Raw genomic sequence first — 18,611 nt, 5'->3', positions numbered from 1 at the left:
CGCAGCCCGGGGCCGTCATTCCACGGTGAAGAACCAGGGCAGCATCCGCGCGAACTCGGCATTGGTGAACGTCCGCGGCTCCAGATCGAACTGCGCCATATGGCCGATCATCCGCGTCAGCGGAAAGATCGTCTCGGCGCGGTGATAGGGCGGGCGGCCCTGATAATCGTCGATCAGCACGGTCAGGGGGCGGCGGCAATGCAAGGCGGCCGCCACGAGGCAGCCAAGCCGGAAGCGCCCGTCGATCATCACCAGGTCGGGATCGAAGCCCAGGCCCTGCCACGGCTGCATCGGGTAGCTGTGGAACTTGCCCCAGTCGCGCGGCCGCGTCGGCTTGCCCCAGGGGCCGGTCGGCCCGATATCCAGCCAACGGATTTCCACCCCCGGCCGGGCAAGGCCCTCGCTTTCCAGATGGTCCGCAATCTTCGCGGCCCAGTCGCGGTCGCTCTCGATGCTCAGGATCCGCGCGGTGGTCTCGCCCGCGGCGAAAACCGTCGAGCCGCCGGTGCCATATTCCAGGATGGCACCGGCCGCGCGGTAGCGCTCTTGTACGAAGGCCTTCACCTCTTGGGGGAACCACATCACCGGGCGGAATGCGCCCTGTGGCGCCTCGGCTCCAACCGCGTTGCTCATCCCTGGTCCCCCTGCAGCGCCCACGCCCCACGCGCCTCTGCCGCCATGCCGCGCCTCCTGCCTAGCCCAACCCGCAGGGCTGCGGCATCGGTGCCGAACGCTAGCATCCGGCCCTGCCTGCGGCAACTGCCGCGAGGGGGGAACCGCCGGCCGCCATTGCCCGCCCGCAGCCGCTATGCCATTCTGCGCAAAAGCGGAAACCGGGGCGGGCGGCATGGCTGGAACCATCATGGACGAGACCAAGGCGCCCGGCGCCGCGGTGACGATGATCAAGGGCGACTACTTCTTCCTGCGCCGCTGGCTGGCCTATTACGGCGCGCAGTTCGGGCGCGAGAACCTCTTCGTGCTCAGCCACGGCAACGACCCCGAAACCCGCCGCATCGCCGAGGGCGCCAACGTCATCCACGTCCCCTATGACGAAAGCCGCACCAAGGTGGAGATGCGCCGTTGGGCGATCCAGTCGGCCTTCACCAGCGGCCTGCTGCGCTATTACAACTGGGTCATCTGCGGCGATGTCGACGAGGTGGTGCTGGTCGATCCCGAGGTGGCGCCGGACCTGCTGACCTATGTCACCTCGTTCAAGCCGCGCTACACGCCGGCGGTGTTCTGCCCGCTGGGGATCGAGATCATCCACAATCCCGCCATTGAGCCCGACCCGGTGGCCGAGGACGCGCCGATCCTGTCGCGACGGCGGCTGTTCCGGCTGAACGCCAACTACTCCAAGCCCTGCCTGACCCGCAGCCCGATCCAGTTCTCGCCCGGCGGGCATTCGTGCAACATCCACAAGCGAACGGTCGACCCGAACCTCTACCTCGTGCATCTGCGCTTCTTCGACCATGACACCACCATGGCCAGGCTGGAAAGCCGCCGGCAGATGAAGGTGCTGGAGGCGGCGACCATCGGCAGCGACAAGCCCCGCCGCAGCACCTGGGAGAAGGACGGCGAGACCTATGAGCGGCTGTCCAAGCTGGAGCCGGTGGCGGAGACGGTCGACTTCGCCGAGTTCCGCAAGCTGATGGTCGAGAAGAAGCGCGAGGTGACCCCGGGCGGGCACTGGTTCTTCGGCGGCGGGCGCAGCAAGGAGCTCTACCGGTTGCCGGAGCGGTTTACGGGGCTGGTGTAACGGGCCTTGGCAGAGAAAAAGAAGGGGGGCGCTGCCCCCCGTCCTTCGGACTCCCCCCGGGATATTTTCGCCAGCAAGAAGCTGGAAGGGTTCAGAAGAACGCCTGCAGCCCGGTGATCGCGCGGCCGAGGATCAGCGCGTGCACGTCATGGGTGCCCTCATAGGTGTTGACCGTCTCGAGGTTCACCATGTGGCGCATGATCTGGAAGTCTTCCTGGATGCCGTTGCCGCCATGCATGTCGCGCGAGGCGCGGGCAATCTCCAGCGCCTTGCCGCAATTGTTGCGCTTGACCAGCGAGATCATCTCGGGCGCCGCCTCGGCCGTGTCCATCAGCCGGCCGACGCGCAGGCTGGCCTGAAGGCCAAGGCTGATCTCGGTCATCATGTTCGCCAGCTTCAGCTGGTAAAGCTGGGTCTGCGCCAGCGGCCGGTTGAACTGCTTGCGGTCGAGGCCGTAGCTGCGGGCCGCGTGCCAGCAGAACTCGGCGGCGCCAAGCACCCCCCAGCTGATACCATAGCGGGCGCGGTTGAGGCAGCCGAACGGGCCCTTCAGCCCTTCGACATGCGGCAGCAGCGCGTCCTCGCCCACTTCCACATCCTGCATCACGATCTCGCCGGTGATCGAGGCGCGCAAGGACAGCTTGCCGCCGATCTTGGGCGCGCTGAGGCCCTTCATGCCCTTGTCGAGCACGAAGCCGCGGATCTTGCCACCATGCGCCTCTGACTTCGCCCAGACCACGAACACGTCTGCAATGGGCGAGTTGGAGATCCACATCTTCGCGCCATTCAGCACATAGCCGCCGTCGGTCTTGCGGGCGACGGTCTTCATGCCGGCGGGGTCGGACCCGGCATCGGGCTCGGTCAGGCCAAAGCAGCCGATCCATTCCCCGGACGCCAGCTTGGGCAGGTACTTGCGGCGCTGTTCCTCGGAGCCATAGGCATAGATCGGATACATCACCAGGCTCGATTGCACAGACATCATGCTGCGATAGCCGCTGTCGACCCGCTCCACTTCCCGCGCGACAAGGCCATAGGCGACATAGCCGGCGCCGAGCCCGCCATATTCCTCGGGGATGGTCACGCCCAAAAGCCCCATCTCGCCCATCTCGGCAAAGATCGCGGGGTCGGTGTTTTCCTCGCGATAGGCGGCGATGACCCGCGGTTGCAGCTTTTCCTGCGCATAGGCGCGGGCAGCGTCCCGCAGCATCCGCTCTTCCTCGGTCAGCTGGTCTTCCAGCCGGAACGCGTCTTCCCAGTCGAAGCGGCCGAGATCGGGGGCGTCCTTGGCCTTGAGCTTGGGGCGATCTGCTTGGGTCATGGCGGTCCTCGGCTGTGCTGTGCAGGCGTGCTGCGATGGTCCCTTTTAGACCCGCCGCTTGCCGGGTTCAAATGAATAGGCTTTACAGGGTCATGAGGGAAACTCATCAACAGGCCCCGCCATGCGCCATGCCTACACGCCGACGCTGCCCGAATTGCAGGCCTTCGTGCAGGCAGCGGAGACCGGGTCCACCACCCGCGCCGCCGCCGCCCTCGGGCTCACGCAAAGCGCGGTCAGCCGCTCGCTCAACAGCCTCGAGGCGCGGCTGGGGGTGCGGCTGTTCCACCGGGTGCGGCAGCGGCTGATCCTGTCGGATGCCGGGCGCGCCATGCTGCCCGAGGCGGGGCGGATCCTCGCCGATCTCGATGCCGCGGCGCTGACGGTGATGTCCTTCGGCGGGCATTCCGAGGTGCTGCGCATCGCGGCGCTGCCGACCTTCGGCGCGGTCTGGCTGATCCCTCGGCTGCGCCGCTTCGCCGCCGGCGCGCCCGACGTGACCTTCGACATGACCGCGACGCTGGAGCCGGTGGATTTCGACCGCGCCCCCGTTGACCTCGCGGTGCTGCGCGGCCCGCCGCGGCCGGGGCTGCGAACGGCCGTGCTGGTGCCCGAACGGCTGGTGGTGGTGGCGGCGCCGCGGCTGCTGGGCGAGGGGCCGCTGGAGGATGCAGACCTCGCGCGCCTGCCGCTGCTGCAACAGGCGACGCGGCCGAACCTGTGGCTGGACTGGTTTCTGGATGCCGGGATGGACCCGATCACCATCCTGCGCGGCGCGCGGTTCGAGCAGTTCGGGATGGTGCTGGCGGCGGCGCGGGCGGGGATGGGGGCGGCGCTGGTGCCCGAGGTGCTGGTGGGGGCGGACCTTGCCGGCGGCGCCCTGCGGCTTGCCTCGCGCCGCTCGATGCCCGGGCGCTGGCCCTATGCGCTGAGCTGGCCGGAGCGGAGCGAGGAGCGCGCCAGCTTCCGCGCCTTCCGCGACTGGCTGGTGACGGAGGCCGAGGGTTAGCGGCCCATCCAGCGCGCGACCAGCGGCGCCAGCAGGATCACCACGAAGATCCGCAGCAGATGGTGCGCCACCACGAAGGCCACATCCGCCCCGGCAACGATGGCGATCACCGCCATTTCCGCCTGCCCGCCGGGCAGGAAGGCCAGCAGCAGGTCCAGCGGCGGCGCGTCCGACAGCAGGCTGACCAGCGCGAACACCGCCAGCGAGATGGCCGCCAGCATCAGCGAGAAGGCGATGCCGGCGCCGACATCCACCCGCAGCTCGCGCCAGGTGATGCCGGAATATTTTGCACCGACCGCGATGCCGATGAAGAATTGCGAGGCCATGATCACCTCGGCCGGCGGGCGGGAATGGATGATGCCCGACAGGCTCAGCGCCGCAGTCAGGATCAGCGGGCCGAGGATCGAGGCGCCGAAGAGGCCGATGCGCTCGCCGCCCTTCCAGCCGACGAGGCCGGCGAGCGCCATCAGCGCGATTTCATGCAGAGGCACCTGCGAAAACGGGATGCCCGGCGGCAGCGTCAGGTCCGCGCCCCAGGCCAGATGCAGGATCACCGGCGCGGCGGTGACGATCACCAGCACGCGGGTGGCATGGATCAGGCTCATGGCGCGCACGTCGCCGCCCGCCTCGGCGCCGAAGACCAGCATGTCCTGCAAGCCTCCGGGCATGGCTGCGTAGAAGGCGGTGGGATGGTCGAAGCCCATCTTCCGGAAGAACGGATAGCCGACCGCCCCGATCGCCAGCACGAAGACCGGGACCATCGCCAGCGTGATCCCGTAGGAGGGCAGCGCCGCCAGCATCCCCGGCGTCACCGTGGCGCCGATGGCGACGCCCAGGAAGGTGCGCATGAAGATGCCCACCGCCCCCATGTCGGCCATCGGTGCCCCCGCCAGCGCGACGATCAGGCAGGCGAGCATGGGCCCGAGCAGGAAGGGCAGCGGCAGGTTGAGGAGGAGGAAGGCTATGGCACCGATGCCCGCGGCGATGAGGGTGAGGAGTCGTTTGCGGGGGAGCGTGCGGATCATGCGGCAAGATGTCCGCGGTTGTGGGGGCGGATGCAAGGGGGGGAGTTACGGGGGGAGGGTGATGTGGTTTGTGAGGAACGCCGCCCAAGCCCTTGGAATTTATCCCGAAACCGGCGTTCCGCCATTAGGGTGGATCACCTGCCCGGTGACATAGCTCGCATCCTCGCAAGCCAGGAACAGAAAAGCCGGAGCGATTTCATTGGGTTGCGCCGGCCGCTTCATCGGGGTGTCGTTGCCGAAGTCCGCCAGGTCTTCCTCGGGCGTCGTTTCCGGGATCAGCGGCGTCCAGACCGGCCCCGGCGCGACGCCGTTCACCCTTATGCCGCGATCCGCGAGGTTGAGGGAGAGGGCGCGCAGAAGGCTCAGCTCGGCACCCTTGCTGGCGGAGTAGTCGATGAGCAGATGGTTGCCGCGATAGGCGTTGACCGAGGTGGTGAAGATCACCGATGCGCCGGGGGCGAGGTGCGGCAGCGCCGCCTGCACCAGCCAGAGGTAGCCGAAGACATTGGTGCGGAAGAGCGCCTCTACCTGATCCTCGGTGATCTTCAGCACGTCGTCCTCGATGGTCTGGATGCTGGCATTGCAGACCAGCACGTCGAGGCGGCCGAAGTGGTTCACAGTCTCGGCGATGGCCGCGAAGCACGATCCCCGATCCGCCGCGTCGAGCTGCAGCACCAGCACCTCGGCGCCCTCGGCGCGGGCCTCGGCCTCGACCTCGCGCGCCTCGGCCTCGTCGCCATGCCAGGGGATCACCACGCTGGCGCCCTCGCGCGCGAACAGCCGCACCACGGCGCGGCCGATGCCCGAGGCGCCGCCCGAAACGAAGGCGACGCGGCCGGCCAGGCGGCCGGAGCCGGGGTAGCGGGGGGCGAAGTCGGCGGGGGCATTGCGGTCCATGGGCGGCTCCTCTTGGGGGATGCCGGAACAGCGGCGGGGCAGGGGAAAAGTTCCCGCCGAAAAGTTGCGCGGCGCCCGGAACAAACAGGCACCGCAGCCGGTTCTTGACGGACCGGCGCCGCCGCCCTGCGCGCCGCGTTTCCCCGCTTTGGAGTGCCGCCCGTGACCGACGCCCCTGCCGATCCGCCTGCCCTCATGACCGGCGAGATGCTGCATTTCCCGCGCAGCTGGGGCGCGGAGCCGCTGGGGGACGGGCGCTGGCTGTTCGGGATCTGGGCGCCGTCCGTTGCAGAGGTGGCGGTGAGGGTTGGGGGGAGCGACACGCCGTTGCAGCGCCAGCCGGACGGCTTCTGGCGCGGCGAGGCGGCGGGAGAACCCGGCGCCGAGTATGGCTTCGTCCTCGACGGCAGCGTCCGCCCCGACCCGGCCGCACGGGCGCAGGCGGGGGATGTGCATGGGCCGTCGCTGCTGCTTGATCCGCGCGGGTTTCGCTGGGACCAGCCCTGGGCCGGGCGGTCTTGGGAAGAGGCAGTGATCTATGAGCTGCATATCGGCACCTTCACCGAGGAAGGCACCTTCGCCGCCGCCGCGCGCCGCCTGCGAGATCTGGCCAAGCTCGGCATCACCGCGATCGAGCTGCTGCCGGTCGGCCAGTTCACCGGCAGGCATGGCTGGGGTTATGACGGGGTGCTGCCCTATGCGCCGCACCGAAACTACGGCAGCCCGGACGATCTGAAGGCGCTGATCGCGGCGGCGCAGGACCACGGGATCATGGTGCTGCTGGACGTGGTCTATAACCATTTCGGCCCGGACGGCGCCTATCTGCACGCCTATGCGCCGGAGTTCTTCGACACGCAGCGGCACACGCCCTGGGGCGCCGGGATCGACTATTCGGGTCCGCCGGTGCGGGCGTTCTTCATCGAGAATGCGCTGTATTGGCTGACCGAATACCGGCTGGACGGGCTGCGGCTGGATGCCACCGACCAGATCGAGGACCCGTCGGAGCCGGAGCTGCTGGTGGAGCTGGCGCAAAGGGTCCGCGCCGCCGATCTGGGCAGGCCGATCCACCTGACCACCGAGGACAACCGCAACATCACTCGCCTGCATGAGCCCGAGGCCGAGCTGTACACGGCCGAGTGGAACGACGACTACCACCACGCCATCCATTGCCTGCTGACCGGCGAGGACGAGGCCTATTACGCGCCCTATGCCGCCGATCCGATGGCCGATCTGTGCCTCGCTTTGGAATGTGGCTATGTGGAGCAGGGCCAGCCGCGGCCGGGCACCGAAAAGCTGCGGGGCGAGTCTTCGGCGCATCTGCCTTGGCCCAGCTTCATCAACTTCAACCAGAACCATGACCAGACCGGAAACCGGGCCCTGGGTGAGCGGCTGACGGCGCTGGCCGAGGATGCGCCCTTGCAGGTGGCCCATGCGCTGCTGCTGTGCGCGCCGTTCACGCCGCTGCTGTTCATGGGCGAGGAAGAAGGCTCGCGCGCCCCTTTCCTGTTCTTTGCCGATTTCCACGGCGATCTGGCGGAGGCTTTGCGGAAGGGCCGCGCCAAGGAATTCGCCGGGTTCAAGGGCTTTGCCGAACGGGCGCCCGATCCGCTGGACCCCGCCACCCGCGACGCCTCGCGCCCCTTTGCAGAAAGCGGCAGCGCGCGGGCGGCGGAGTGGCGCGAGCTGACGGCGCGGCTGCTGGCGCTCCGGGCCGGGGGCATCGTGCCGCTGCTGAAGTCCGGCCGCGCGGGCGATCCTGTCGTCACGCGCATGGGCGAGCGGGCGCTGCGGGCGGAATGGCCGTTCGTGGCGGGGCGGCTGATCGTCACGGCGCGGTTCGGGCCGGATGCGGGCATGGAGGCGGACGTTATGGAGGCGGATGTGCCGCTGCGCGCCCCCGATCTGGGGTTCGAAACGGAGGAATGTGGATTTGCGGTCTGGGTGGAGGTGTGACGATGGCGGACAGGGTGCCGGTGACGGCGACATATCGGCTGCAGCTGCGCGGCGGGGTCGGGTTTGCCGAGGCCGAGGCAATCCTGCCTTACCTGCGCGGGCTGGGGATCAGCCATCTGTTTCTGTCGCCGGTGCAGGTGGCGCGCGAGGGATCGACCCACGGCTATGACATCACCGACCCGACCCGGATCGACCCGGTTCTGGGCGGGCGCGCGGGGTATTCGCGGCTGGCGGCGGCGGCGCGGGCGCAGGGGATGGGGCTGATCCTCGATGTGGTGCCGAACCATATGGCCTTCGACGTGGCGACGCCGTGGCTCGCGGATGTGATGCGGCATGGCAAGGACAGCCGGTTCGCGCGGCATTTCGACATCGACTGGGGCGGGGGCGGGTTGCTGCTGCCGATGCTGGAGGGCGATCTGGCAGAGGCGCTGGCGGAGGCTGTGGTGGAGGAGGCGCCAGAGGGCCCTGTGCTGCGGATCGGCGCGCTGGTGTTGCCGCTGGCGCCGGGGACGGAACTTGGCACCGGGCCCGAGGCGATGCAGGCCCTGCATGACGCGCAGAACTGGCGGCTGCGGCATTGGCGGTCGGAAGAGCGGCGGCTGAGCCATCGGCGGTTCTTCAACGTGACCCAGCTGATCGGGGTGCGGGTCGAGGAGCCGGCGGTGTTCGAGGATGTCCATGCGCTGATCTTCGAGCTGGTCGCGGCGGGCGAGGTCGATGGGCTGCGCATCGACCATATCGACGGACTGGCGGACCCTGCGGCCTATCTGGCGCAGCTGCGCGGCCGGGTCGGCGATCTGCCGGTGTGGGTGGAGAAGATCCTGACCGGGGACGAGGCTTTGCGGGGTTGGCCGGTGCAGGGGACCACCGGATACGAGGCGGCGCGGTCGATTGCCCGGGTGCTGTCGTGGCCGGATGGTGTGGCGGCGCTGGACAGCGCGTGGCGCGGGGCGACGGGCTATGAGGGCGGTTTCGCGGCGACGCTGGCGCAGGCCAAAGAGGACGTGCTGGCGGTCGATCTGCGGGCAGAGGTGACGGCGCTGGTGGGGCTGGCCACGGCCGCCCTGGGCGCGCAGGACCGGGCCGCGCAGGACCGGGCCGCGCTGGCGGCGGCCGTGCGCGCGCTGCTGGCGGCGTTCCCGCGCTATCGGACCTATCTGGACGGCGGCGAGGCGCATCCCGAGGATCTGGCGCTGATGGCCGCGACTGTAGAGGCCGCGCAGGGGGCGGGGCTGGTGCCGGCGCTGGCGCGGCTGATCACCGGGCCGGGGGCGGATGCCGCCTTCCGCACCCGGTTCCAGCAGGTGACCGGCGCGCTGACGGCCAAGGCGCATGAGGATACCGCCGAGTTCCGCTTCAACCGCTACCTCGCGGCGAATGAGGTGGGGTCGGACCCGGATGAGCCGGTGATGTCGGTGGAGGAGTTCGCGGCGTGGTTCGCGCGGCGGACCCAAGAGGCGCCGGACGCGATGGTGCTGACTTCGAGCCATGACACCAAACGGGCCGAGGATGCGCGGATGCGGCTGGTGGCGATGTCGCACGCGCCGGAGGACTTCGCGGCGCTCTGGGAGGCGGCGGAGGCGCTTCCCGCGGAAGGCGTGGCCGCCAATCTGCGCTGGTATATCGTGCAAAGCTGGCTGGCGGTGTGGGAGCCGGGGCGGACGGATGTGCCGGACCGGCTGGCCGAGCACGTGCGAAAGGCGATGCGCGAGGCCAAGGAGGTCACGACGCATACCGAGCCGGACGAGGCCGCGGAGGCCGCGGCGCTGGACTGGACGGCGGCGCTCTGCGCGGCTTGGGCAGAGGCTCCGCCCGCGGAAGTTGCGCGCCTGCACGCCCGCGGCTCGGTGCTGTCGCTGGCGCAGATGGCGATGAAGTTGCTGCTGCCGGGCGTGCCCGACACCTATCAGGGCACCGAGGACGCGGCGTTCCACCTGACCGACCCCGACAACCGGCTGCCGGTGGACTTCGCAGCGCTGGCCGCTGGCGGGCCGGTGACGGCCTTCGGGCAGGCCAAGACCGCGCTGCTGCGCCAGATGCTGGCGCTGCGGGCGGCGGAGCCGGAGCTGTTCACGCAAGGCGAGGTGCGGGTGACGGGCGAGGCCGGCGGGCCGCTGGAGGTGGTGCGGGCGCATGCCGGGAAGGCAGTGCGGCTGGCGCTCGACGCGGGCGGGACCGGGGAGCTGGTGTGGAGCTTCGACGGGGGCGTTACGGGGAATGTGGCGGTGTGGGTGGAGGCGGGGTAGGGGTAGGCCGGGAGGGGGCGAGCAAGCTTGCTGGCTTCGACTTCAAGCCTAGGTGAGCAGGGCCACCGCCGTAAGGGTCGCGAGGCTATCCAAACAATAGTCTTGACCTAGACTTTGGGTATATCATGTGTATCCCCATGGCGTTCGAGGTCTTGAACCTGAACGGAATCTTGCTCTGCAGTTCTGGATGTTTGTTCAACTCGTCAATCAGAGCAAAAAATCCAGTGCTTTCATGATAGACGGCTTGGATCAACGTTATGCCCTGCTCCGGATTCCTTGAATATCTATAGAAGAACTGGCTTCCGAAGGATTTCTTTCCGTGAGTCATGGTGCGGCCGGAGCCAAGTAGTTTTGCCATCTCATTCGGAAACTTGTCGGCTTTTCTATCATTGGTCAACATGACTATGCCGACAACAGCTTCGGCAGACAAGCAAGCCTTGTTTTCCTCAGACCAATAAGCGTAAGCTTGCTTCGCCGACCACTTTGCAAAGTTTTGCGACGTCTTCTCTGTCAACTCAAGTTTCGTCGCGTGACCGGTTATCAGACCAACTGGCGTCGAGATTGGGGTTGATGTCATTCTCTTGTATATCTTGGGGAATGCACGCGCGACGGATCTTGCCAGATTGATCTCATGGGTGCTGGGTTTGCACCCGCCGAATAGAATTTCGTTCCTGCCTGACATACAAACGAAAGCTGCAAGGGCGTCGAGATGGCCTGATCCGTTGTTGCATCTTTTACAAGACGCAAACGCATATCCTTCGGGCCTTATTTTGCCATGGAAAATCGATTTTGGCGGCGCATGTTCCACATTCTCGGCGGGCCGGGCGCCACCGCAGAGGACACATGCCTTTCCCTCCCAGATGCGTCTGTTTCCTGCCCGCACCGCGTCCGCCCTAGTCAAAGCCGAGTCAATACTTCCGGCAACGTTCCTGTACGATAGTCTACGGCCGGCAGGGCGGCCAACGCAACTCGGTAGTACCACTCCCTACCAGTGCCCTCTCGGGTACTGGCACGGCCAACTGAAGATTGCAGTGGAATATTCTCGGTTGGCGAAAATCTGCTGTCGGCCGTTTGGCGTTGCCTCAGTAAATACGGATCTCCGCGCTTCGCGCTAGATCCGAGTCATGTCTCCCCCAGCGGCAGGGTCATGTCCCAGCGGTCGAGGCCGGGGCCGAAGCCGTCTTGGGTGATGCTGTTTGTGATGAAACCCAGGCCTTCGTAGAAGCCGTGCGTGTGCTGGCTGGTGGAGAGTGCCAGCCCGGTGATGCCGGGCAGGGATCGCGCAAGGTCCAGCCGGGCCTGTGTCAGCCGGGTGCCGAGGCGCTGGCCGTGGCGGGCGCGGGCGACCATGCCCCAGGTGAAGCTGGCACGGCCTTCGGCCTCGATGATCAGGCCGCCGCAGGCGATGACCTCTCCGGCTTTCGTCAGCACCAGATAGGGGCGGTCCGGGGCGGGCAGGGTTTCGAGGAAGGCGCAGAACTCCGCCCGCTCTTCGGGGGCGAAGAAGGGCGGGGTGTTGCCGTCGAAGATCGCCAGGCAGGCGGCGAGATCTTCGGGGCGGTAGGGGCGGGGTTGGATCTCGGTCATGCGGGCAGGTGTAGCGGGCCGGGGGCGGGGTTGGCCAGCGGGCTTTGCTGCGCCGCTAGCGCCCGGCGAGACCCGGCCAGTCCTGTACGAAGGCGTCGCGCGTCAGCAGGCCGGGCGAGCTCTCGCTGCGCTCTCGCGCTTGCGTCAGCCGCACGAAGACCAGCGTCCGCTTGCCTTGCGTAGCCCAGCCGACATACCAGCCCCAGCCCCGCGCATAGTCGAAACTGCGATCCGCGCGCCGGGGATAGGCGCCGCCGGTCTTGCCGTGGAGCACCCAATCGCCCACCTCCTGCTGCTCGACGAGGGCGCGGGTGTGCTCCATCGCCTGCGGCGCGGCGGGCAGGGTGCCCTGCACCAGCGCGCGCAGGAAGGCAGCCTGTCCGTGCGGCGAGACCTGCAGCGAGGAGGCGATCCAGGCCCGGTCGAGCCCGTTGCCGGGGCCCGGATCGCCCGAGACATCGGCATTGCCATAGCCGAAGGCCTGCGCGTAGCGGGCCAGCGTGCCCGCCCCCATCGCATGGGTCAGGCGCTGCGAATACCAGACCACCGAATAGCGCATCCAGTCCGCGGGATCTGTGTCGCGCGTCCAGTTGGCGCCGCCCCAGTCGGGATCGCCGGGCCGGAAGGCCATCACCGGGGCATGGGCGTCGCTCAGCAGCCCGGCATCATAGGCCATCACCGCCAGCGGGATCTTGAAGGTCGAGGCCGGGGTGGTGCGGCTGTGGCAATCACCCTCCTCGACCAGCACGGCGCCGGTGGCGGCATCGGTGACCAGGGTGCAAAGCGCTTGTGGCTCTGCCCACGCCGCGGCGGGGGGCAGCAGCAGGGCGAGCGAAAGGATCATGGCGCGCAAGACGGCTCTCCGGGCGATTGCTGCGCGCGACACTGCCATGGCGGCGGGGCGAAGTCAGCAGCGGGCGGGCAGGAGCGGCGGGTTCCGGCCGGGCTGCGTGAAAGGAGTTGCGCGTTGGTCAGCCGCGCCCCTGAGCCTTATGGTCGGCCTTCACTCTGGCTGCATCAATGCGCCAGCATTTCCTCGGCCACCTCGGTGGCGGTCATCGAGGACGGGTAGTAGGTCGGCCAGTTGGTGACCTCCGCCAGCAGCGCGGCGCGGTCATCGCCCCAGTAGAGGTGGTAGTGGCCGGCCTTTTCCGGGAAGATGCCGTGATCGGAGAACTGGATGAACTCCGGGGCCGCGTCATCGCCTTCGGTCTTGGCGAAGATGTAGCGCACGCCGCGGTTGCCCGACTCGTAGGTCAGCACCTCATGGCCGTCCTCCTCATAGGTGCCGGCCAGCGCCTGATCGCCCTGATGGAAGGTCACGCTGCCCCCGTCGATCACGATGCGGTCCACATCGGTGCGATAGCCGATCTCGTAATAGGCGCGATACTCCTCGGCGGTCTTGTCACCGTGTTCGGCCTTGTGGGCCATGACCGCATCCAGCGTGCCATCTTGCAGCAGCGGGAAGACCGACTGCCAGTCGCCTTCCCAGTCCGACAGGGCGCGGGCCTCGATCTGCGCATCCTCGAAGATGCCTTTGCGGATGTCTTCGGACACGTGGTCATGGTCGTGCGAGTGGTCATGGGCGTGATCGTGGGCCGCCTCTGCTGTGCCCGATTGCTGCGCCGCGAGCGGGGCGGCCATCAGGAAGACGCCTGCCGTGATCAGGCAAGCCGTGCGTGTGACGTGATTTTTCATGGTCTACCTCTGCTTTGGTGCCGGCGACGGGGGCGCGGCCGACGCTGGAGCGTGGTATGTTATACTATAACAAGTTTCAAGTAGGTTTTCTGCCGGGGTCTTCCCGGGTCACCGGAAGGGGCCGCTGCGCGGACCGCGCCCGGGGGCGAAAATGTCGTCGCAATGCCAGGTTCGCCTGGAACATTTTGCGATCCTCGGCGTTCTTGGGAATAGCACTCTGCTGCCCCCCGGAACGCCCCTCCACCCTCCCTGCATCCCCCCGAGGTTTCCATGCGCCCCCAGCAAACCCCCCGCCCGCACTCCGTCCCGCAAACCCGTGGCGGCGATCCTTCGGCCGGCGCGCTGGCGATCCTTCTGGCGGGCGGCAAGGGCAGCCGGCTGCACGAGCTGACGACTGCCGAATGCAAGCCGGCGGTATTCTTTGCCGGCAGCCGCCGCATCGTGGATTTCGCGCTGGCGAACGCCCTGCGCTCGGGCCTGAAGGACATGATCGCCTGCACGCAATACCGCCCCGACACGCTGATCCGGCATTTGCGCGGGCGATGGGCGCCGGCCTTCGACGCGGCGGGGGGCGGGCTGGGTATCGCGCATGGGCCCGATGTTACCGGGCATTGCGACGGATACATCGGCACCGCCGATGCGGTGACGCGCAACATCGCTGCCATCGACGCGCGGGTGCCGCGGTATGTGATGGTGATGGCGGCGGACCATGTCTGCCAGATCGACTTTCGCCCGATGATCGAGGCGCATGTGGCCAGCGGGGCTGAGATGACCGTGGCCGCGCATGTGGTGCCGCGCACCAGCGGGACCGAGTTCGGGATCTTGTCTGCCGATGCCAGCGGGCGGGCCACCGCCTTTGTCGAGAAGCCCGCCGATCCGCCGGGAATGGACGCCGATCCGGCCTATGCGCTGGCCAGCATGGGGATCTATGTCTTCAACTGGCCTTGGCTGCGGGCGCGGCTGCTGGAGGATGCGGCCGATGCCGGGTCTGGGCATGATTTCGGTCATGACATCCTGCCCGCCGCGGTGCGGACAGGCGCGGTGAATGTCTGGCGGCTGACCGGGCAGGGCGCGGACCTGCGGCCCTATTGGCGCGATGTCGGCACGCTGGACGCCTACCGCGTGACGCAGCTGGACTTTGCCGGGGCCGCGCGTCCCTGCGCCATGCCCGACAGCGTGCTGCCGCAGGGCAACGGCGCACAGGCGCGGCCGTTCGGCGCGATGATGTCGGGGGTCGATCCCTGGCCGAAGGAGAGCGTGATCCTGCCCGGAGGGTCGGTCGCGCGCGGTGCGCGGGTGGTGCGGGCGATCGTGGCGCCCGGCGCACATGTGCCGGCGGGCCTGGTGATCGGCGAGGACGCGCGCGAGGATGCGCGCTGGTTCCGCTGCAGCGCCGGCGGCACGGTGCTGATCACGGCAGCAATGCTCGCCCGGCGCGAGGCCCATGTCGTGCGCCCGGTCTTCGGCGCACAGCGGTCGCACAGCATGGGGGCGGTGTGATCATGCGCGACGACGTGTCGCGCAGCTTCGACCTGTCGGCGGGCCGTGCCCACAAGATGGGCGCCGAGTTCGACGGTGAGGGCACCAACTTTGCGATCTTCTCGGAGAACGCCACGGCGGTGGAGCTGTGCCTCTATGACAGCGATGCCCGCAACGAGGTGCAGCGGCTGGAGCTGCCGGCGATGGAGGGCGGGGTCTGGTTCGGCTATCTGCCGGGTGTGAAGCCGGGGCAGGCCTATGGCTACCGCGTCCATGGCCCCTATGCGCCCGAGGAGGGCCACCGCTTCAACCCGAACAAGCTGCTGCTCGATCCCTATGCGCGCGAGCTGCATGGCCGCTTTACCTGGGACGATGCGATGTTCGGCTACCAGGTCGGCACCGACGACCTGACCTTCGACTCGCGCGACAGCGGCCCGTTCATGCCCAAGGCGGTGGTCGTCGATGCAGCCTTCGACTGGGAGAGCGATGCGGCGCTGCGCACCCCCTGGGAGCGCAGCCTGGTCTACGAGGCGCATGTCAAGGGCCAGACCTTCCGGCATCCGGGCGTTGCCGAGGAGGACCGCGGCACCTTCCGCGGCCTTGCCAGCGCGCCGGTGATCGAGCATCTGCAGCGCATCGGCGTGACCGCGATCGAGCTGTTGCCGGTGCAGGGCTTCCTGCACGACCGCCACCTGATCGAGAAGGGGCTGGCGAATTACTGGGGCTACAACTCGCTGACCTTCTTTGCGCCGCACCGGCCCTATCTGGCGACGGGCTACCTGCGCGAGGTGAAGGAGGCGGTGAAGCGCTTCCACGCCGCCGGGATCGAGGTGATCCTCGACGTCGTCTACAACCACACCGCCGAGGGCTCGGAGCTTGGGCCGACGCTGTCGTTCCGTGGCATCGACAATGCCAGCTACTACCTGCTGGCCGAGGACAGGCGGCATTGCTTCGACGTCACCGGCACCGGCAACACCCTGAACGTCGCGCATCCGATGGTGCTGCGGATGCTGATGGACAGCCTGCGCTACTGGGTCGAGGTGATGCATGTGGACGGCTTCCGCTTCGACCTCGCCTCCACCCTCGGCCGCGAGGCGACGGGATTTGAGCGCGAGGGCGCCTTCTTCGCGGCGCTGCGGCAGGACCCGGTGCTGTCGGGGATCAAGCTGATCGCCGAGCCCTGGGACGTGGGCGAGGGCGGCTATCAGGTCGGCGGCTTCCCCTGGCCGTTCCGCGAGTGGAACGACAAGTTCCGCGACGATGTGCGCGGCTTCTGGCGGCGCGATGGGCTGTTGCAGGACATGCCGCAGCGGTTGCTGGGCTCGCCGGTGCAGTTCAACCACTCGCACCGGCCGGCGACCTCCTCGGTCAATTTCGTCGCGGCGCATGACGGCTTCACGCTGTGGGACACGGTGTCCTACAACGACAAGCACAACGACGCGAATGGCGAGGGCGGGGCCGATGGCCATGGCCACAACATCTCGGACAACCTTGGGGCCGAGGGGCCGACCGACGATCCGGGCATCATGGAGGCGCGCCAGCGCCGGGTGCGGGCGATGCTGGCCACCGTGCTGCTGAGCCAGGGGGTGCCGATGATCCTTGCGGGAGACGAAGGCGCGCGCACCCAGCAGGGCAACAACAACGCCTATTGCCAGGACAACAACACCACCTGGACCGACTGGGAGCATATCGACGACGATCTGGTGCAGGTGGTGGCCGACCTGATGGCCTTCCGGCAGGAGGGCGAGGGGCTGGCGAAGTTCCGCTTTGCGCAGGAAGAGGGCGCGCCGGACCTGCCGGGGGCGGTGCAGGTCGGTTGGCTGCATCCCTCGGGCGTGGCGATGAGCGACGATGACTGGTCCGACGGTGATCTGAAGACGCTGGTGCTGGTGATGGACCGCGCCGAGGGGGCGAGGCTGGTGATGGCGTTCAATGCCGGGGACGACATCGAAGTGACGCTGCCCGAAGGGCAATGGCGGCGGCGGATCGACACGTCCGCGACGCCGGTGGCGGTGGACGAGGTGCAGGAGGGCACCGTGATGCTGGGCTGGCAGACAGTGTCGGTCTGGGTGGAGGAGTGAGGGGGGCTCCGCAGCTGCCTGTGGCTCCGGCAGAGGCTCGGTCGACGTCACCCCGAACCTGATGACGGGATGCGCCATGGTTGCCTATCAGAGTTCGGCACCGTCCGTAAAATTCTGATGTGCCCGCCTCCCTTCGCGGGAACATAGGTGTCCACCGGGGCGGTCCCATCAGAATTTGGCACCGTCCGGGTTGGCGGCCCCCCTTGCCCTGCGGCCCCGCGCCTTCGGGCAACCGGCGCGGGTGACTTGCCACTGGCAAGCGGCCTGATCGCGCCGGGGCGCCTTCCCTGATGATCTCTCTGGACGTGGCCGTCGCTCACCTTGCCTTTCAAGTGGCCCACACGACCACTCGCCCCCGCCTTACATCCCCCCTCTCTATCGGTCAGGATGCGCCCCAGCCCGCCCGATTCTGGCGGGCTGCTGCCGAGGGGACGCTTCGCCAATGGTCTTTCGCTTCCTGCACGCCTCGGACCTGCATCTGGGCAAGCCGTTTGGCGGCTATCCCGAGGGCATCCGCGGCCGCTTGCGCGAGGCGCGGCATGGGGCGATCGGCCGGCTGGCAGTGGCCGCGCGGCAGGGCGGGGCCGGGGTGATCTTGCTGGCGGGCGACACGTTCGACGCCGAAACCCCGGCGCCCGACACGCTGCGGCAGGCGCTGCAGGCGATGGCGGGGGCGGGCGACCTGACCTGGGTGCTGATGCCCGGCAACCATGACAGCCTTGCCGGGGCCGAGCTGTGGCGGCGGATCGGGGCTGGTGCCGCACCTAACCTTCTGCTGGCGCTGGAGCCTGCGCCCATCGCGCTCGCGCCCGGCAGCGTGCTGCTGCCCGCGCCCTGCACGCAGCGCCGGCCGGGGCGCGACCTGACCGAGTGGTTTGGCGCATCCACGCCGGAGGGCCAGCACCGCATCGGCCTTGCCCATGGTGCGATCACCGATTTCACCGGCGAGGAGGGCACGCTTGGCATCATCCCGCCGGACCGCGCCGCGCTGTCGGGGCTGGATTATCTCGCGCTTGGCGACTGGCACGGGCGACGCGAGATCGGCCCGCGCACCTGGTATTCGGGCACGCCCGAGGCAGAGGCGTTCAAGCATCCGGGACCGGCGGGCGCGCTGCTGGTGACGCTGGCCGCACCCGGCGCTCTGCCGCAGGTGGCGCCGGTGGCGACCGGGGCGCTGGATTGGCAGATGGTGGAGCTTGCCTTGCTGCCGGGCGAGGGCGAGGGCGCGCTGGCGGCGGCGCTGCCGCCGGTGGCGGCGCGGCGCGACACGCTGGTGAAGCTGGTGGCGCGGGGGCGGCTGGCCTTGCCCGAACGCGCGGCGCTGAGTGCGGCCTGCGCCGCGGCGGCGCCGGATTTTGGCTGGTTCGATGCCGATTTCGCGGGGCTGGCGACCGAGGCGCGGCCCGATGACCTCGACCTGATCGACCGCGGCGGCGCCCTGCGCGCAGCGGCCGAGGCACTGCTGGCCGAGGCGGAGAACCCGGCGCTGGCGGCGGCAGAGCGTGAGGTCGCGGCGGCGGCGCTGTCGCGGCTGTTTGCGTTGTCGCAAGAGGCGCTGGCATGAA

Annotated in this window: 15 protein-coding genes; 7 read left to right on the top strand and 8 right to left on the bottom strand. The window is 68.5% G+C overall.

Features of this window, described 5'->3' with window-relative positions:
* Positions 1–15 precede the first annotated feature (15 nt).
* A complete protein-coding gene (locus tag GVY41_RS07605; protein WP_161345326.1) occupies positions 16–633 on the bottom strand; it encodes a hypothetical protein in 618 nt (205 codons plus the stop codon).
* A gap of 214 nt (positions 634–847) precedes the next feature.
* Here GVY41_RS07605 and GVY41_RS07600 point away from each other — a divergent pair, with 214 nt between their 5' ends.
* Entirely contained in the window at positions 848–1,756 is a 909-nt protein-coding gene (locus GVY41_RS07600; RefSeq protein WP_161345328.1) for a glycosyltransferase family 2 protein, read from the top strand.
* 91 nt (positions 1,757–1,847) lie between these two features.
* Here GVY41_RS07600 and GVY41_RS07595 read toward each other — a convergent pair whose 3' ends face one another.
* The gene (locus tag GVY41_RS07595; RefSeq protein ID WP_161345330.1) at positions 1,848–3,074 is read right to left on the bottom strand and encodes an acyl-CoA dehydrogenase; all 1,227 of its coding nucleotides are present in this window, start codon (positions 3,072–3,074) and stop codon (positions 1,848–1,850) included.
* A gap of 121 nt (positions 3,075–3,195) precedes the next feature.
* Between GVY41_RS07595 and GVY41_RS07590 the strand changes: the two genes are divergently transcribed.
* On the top strand, positions 3,196–4,080 hold the full coding sequence (locus tag GVY41_RS07590) for a LysR substrate-binding domain-containing protein (RefSeq protein ID WP_161345333.1): 885 nt from the start codon (positions 3,196–3,198) through the stop codon (positions 4,078–4,080).
* Here GVY41_RS07590 and GVY41_RS07585 read toward each other — a convergent pair.
* Both GVY41_RS07585 and GVY41_RS07580 read right to left on the bottom strand, forming a co-directional pair.
* Entirely contained in the window at positions 4,077–5,105 is a 1,029-nt protein-coding gene (locus tag GVY41_RS07585) for an AbrB family transcriptional regulator (protein WP_161345335.1), read from the bottom strand. The two genes, GVY41_RS07590 and GVY41_RS07585, sit on opposite strands and share 4 nt — an antisense overlap.
* A gap of 99 nt (positions 5,106–5,204) precedes the next feature.
* Positions 5,205–6,002 (bottom strand): SDR family oxidoreductase, encoded by a 798-nt coding sequence (locus GVY41_RS07580; RefSeq protein WP_161345336.1) that lies wholly within the window; start codon positions 6,000–6,002, stop codon positions 5,205–5,207.
* A gap of 162 nt (positions 6,003–6,164) precedes the next feature.
* On the opposite strand from GVY41_RS07580, the gene treZ reads away from it, so the two are divergent.
* Together treZ and treY are read left to right on the top strand one after the other, a co-directional pair.
* A complete protein-coding gene (gene treZ, locus GVY41_RS07575; protein WP_229725986.1) occupies positions 6,165–7,955 on the top strand; it encodes a malto-oligosyltrehalose trehalohydrolase in 1,791 nt (596 codons plus the stop codon).
* A gap of 2 nt (positions 7,956–7,957) precedes the next feature.
* Positions 7,958–10,201, top strand: a complete 2,244-nt coding sequence (gene treY / locus GVY41_RS07570; protein WP_161345338.1) for a malto-oligosyltrehalose synthase — start codon at positions 7,958–7,960, stop codon at positions 10,199–10,201.
* Positions 10,202–10,286: 85 nt separating this feature from the next.
* Here the strand turns inward: treY and GVY41_RS20190 are convergent, their stop codons facing one another.
* The 4 genes from GVY41_RS20190 to GVY41_RS07550 form a co-directional block, all read right to left on the bottom strand.
* The gene (locus GVY41_RS20190) at positions 10,287–11,084 is read right to left on the bottom strand and encodes a hypothetical protein (RefSeq protein WP_211374366.1); all 798 of its coding nucleotides are present in this window, start codon (positions 11,082–11,084) and stop codon (positions 10,287–10,289) included.
* Positions 11,085–11,323: 239 nt separating this feature from the next.
* Positions 11,324–11,788 (bottom strand): GNAT family N-acetyltransferase, encoded by a 465-nt coding sequence (locus GVY41_RS07560; RefSeq protein WP_161345342.1) that lies wholly within the window; start codon positions 11,786–11,788, stop codon positions 11,324–11,326.
* 55 nt (positions 11,789–11,843) lie between these two features.
* Positions 11,844–12,632 (bottom strand): class D beta-lactamase, encoded by a 789-nt coding sequence (blaOXA, locus tag GVY41_RS07555; protein WP_161345559.1) that lies wholly within the window; start codon positions 12,630–12,632, stop codon positions 11,844–11,846.
* Positions 12,633–12,805: 173 nt separating this feature from the next.
* Complete coding sequence (locus GVY41_RS07550; RefSeq protein WP_161345344.1) at positions 12,806–13,486, bottom strand: metal-binding protein ZinT; 681 nt, start codon at positions 13,484–13,486, stop codon at positions 12,806–12,808.
* A gap of 270 nt (positions 13,487–13,756) precedes the next feature.
* Here GVY41_RS07550 and GVY41_RS07545 point away from each other — a divergent pair, with 270 nt between their 5' ends.
* From GVY41_RS07545 to GVY41_RS07535, 3 genes are all read left to right on the top strand, one after another.
* Positions 13,757–14,986, top strand: a complete 1,230-nt coding sequence (locus GVY41_RS07545; RefSeq protein WP_161345346.1) for a sugar phosphate nucleotidyltransferase — start codon at positions 13,757–13,759, stop codon at positions 14,984–14,986.
* 2 nt (positions 14,987–14,988) lie between these two features.
* Positions 14,989–17,046, top strand: a complete 2,058-nt coding sequence (gene glgX / locus GVY41_RS07540; RefSeq protein ID WP_161345348.1) for a glycogen debranching protein GlgX — start codon at positions 14,989–14,991, stop codon at positions 17,044–17,046.
* Between the two features lie 442 nt (positions 17,047–17,488).
* Positions 17,489–18,610, top strand: coding sequence for a metallophosphoesterase family protein (locus GVY41_RS07535; RefSeq protein ID WP_161345350.1), 1,122 nt, complete (start codon positions 17,489–17,491; stop codon positions 18,608–18,610).
* The last annotated feature ends 1 nt before the right edge of the window (position 18,611 follow it).

The sequence above is a fragment of the Frigidibacter albus genome (assembly GCF_009908165.1).
In the GTDB taxonomy this organism is placed as follows: Bacteria; Pseudomonadota; Alphaproteobacteria; order Rhodobacterales; family Rhodobacteraceae; genus Frigidibacter; species Frigidibacter albus.
Note: the sequence above shows the minus strand (reverse complement) of the source record. Positions and strands in the feature narration are given on the sequence as shown.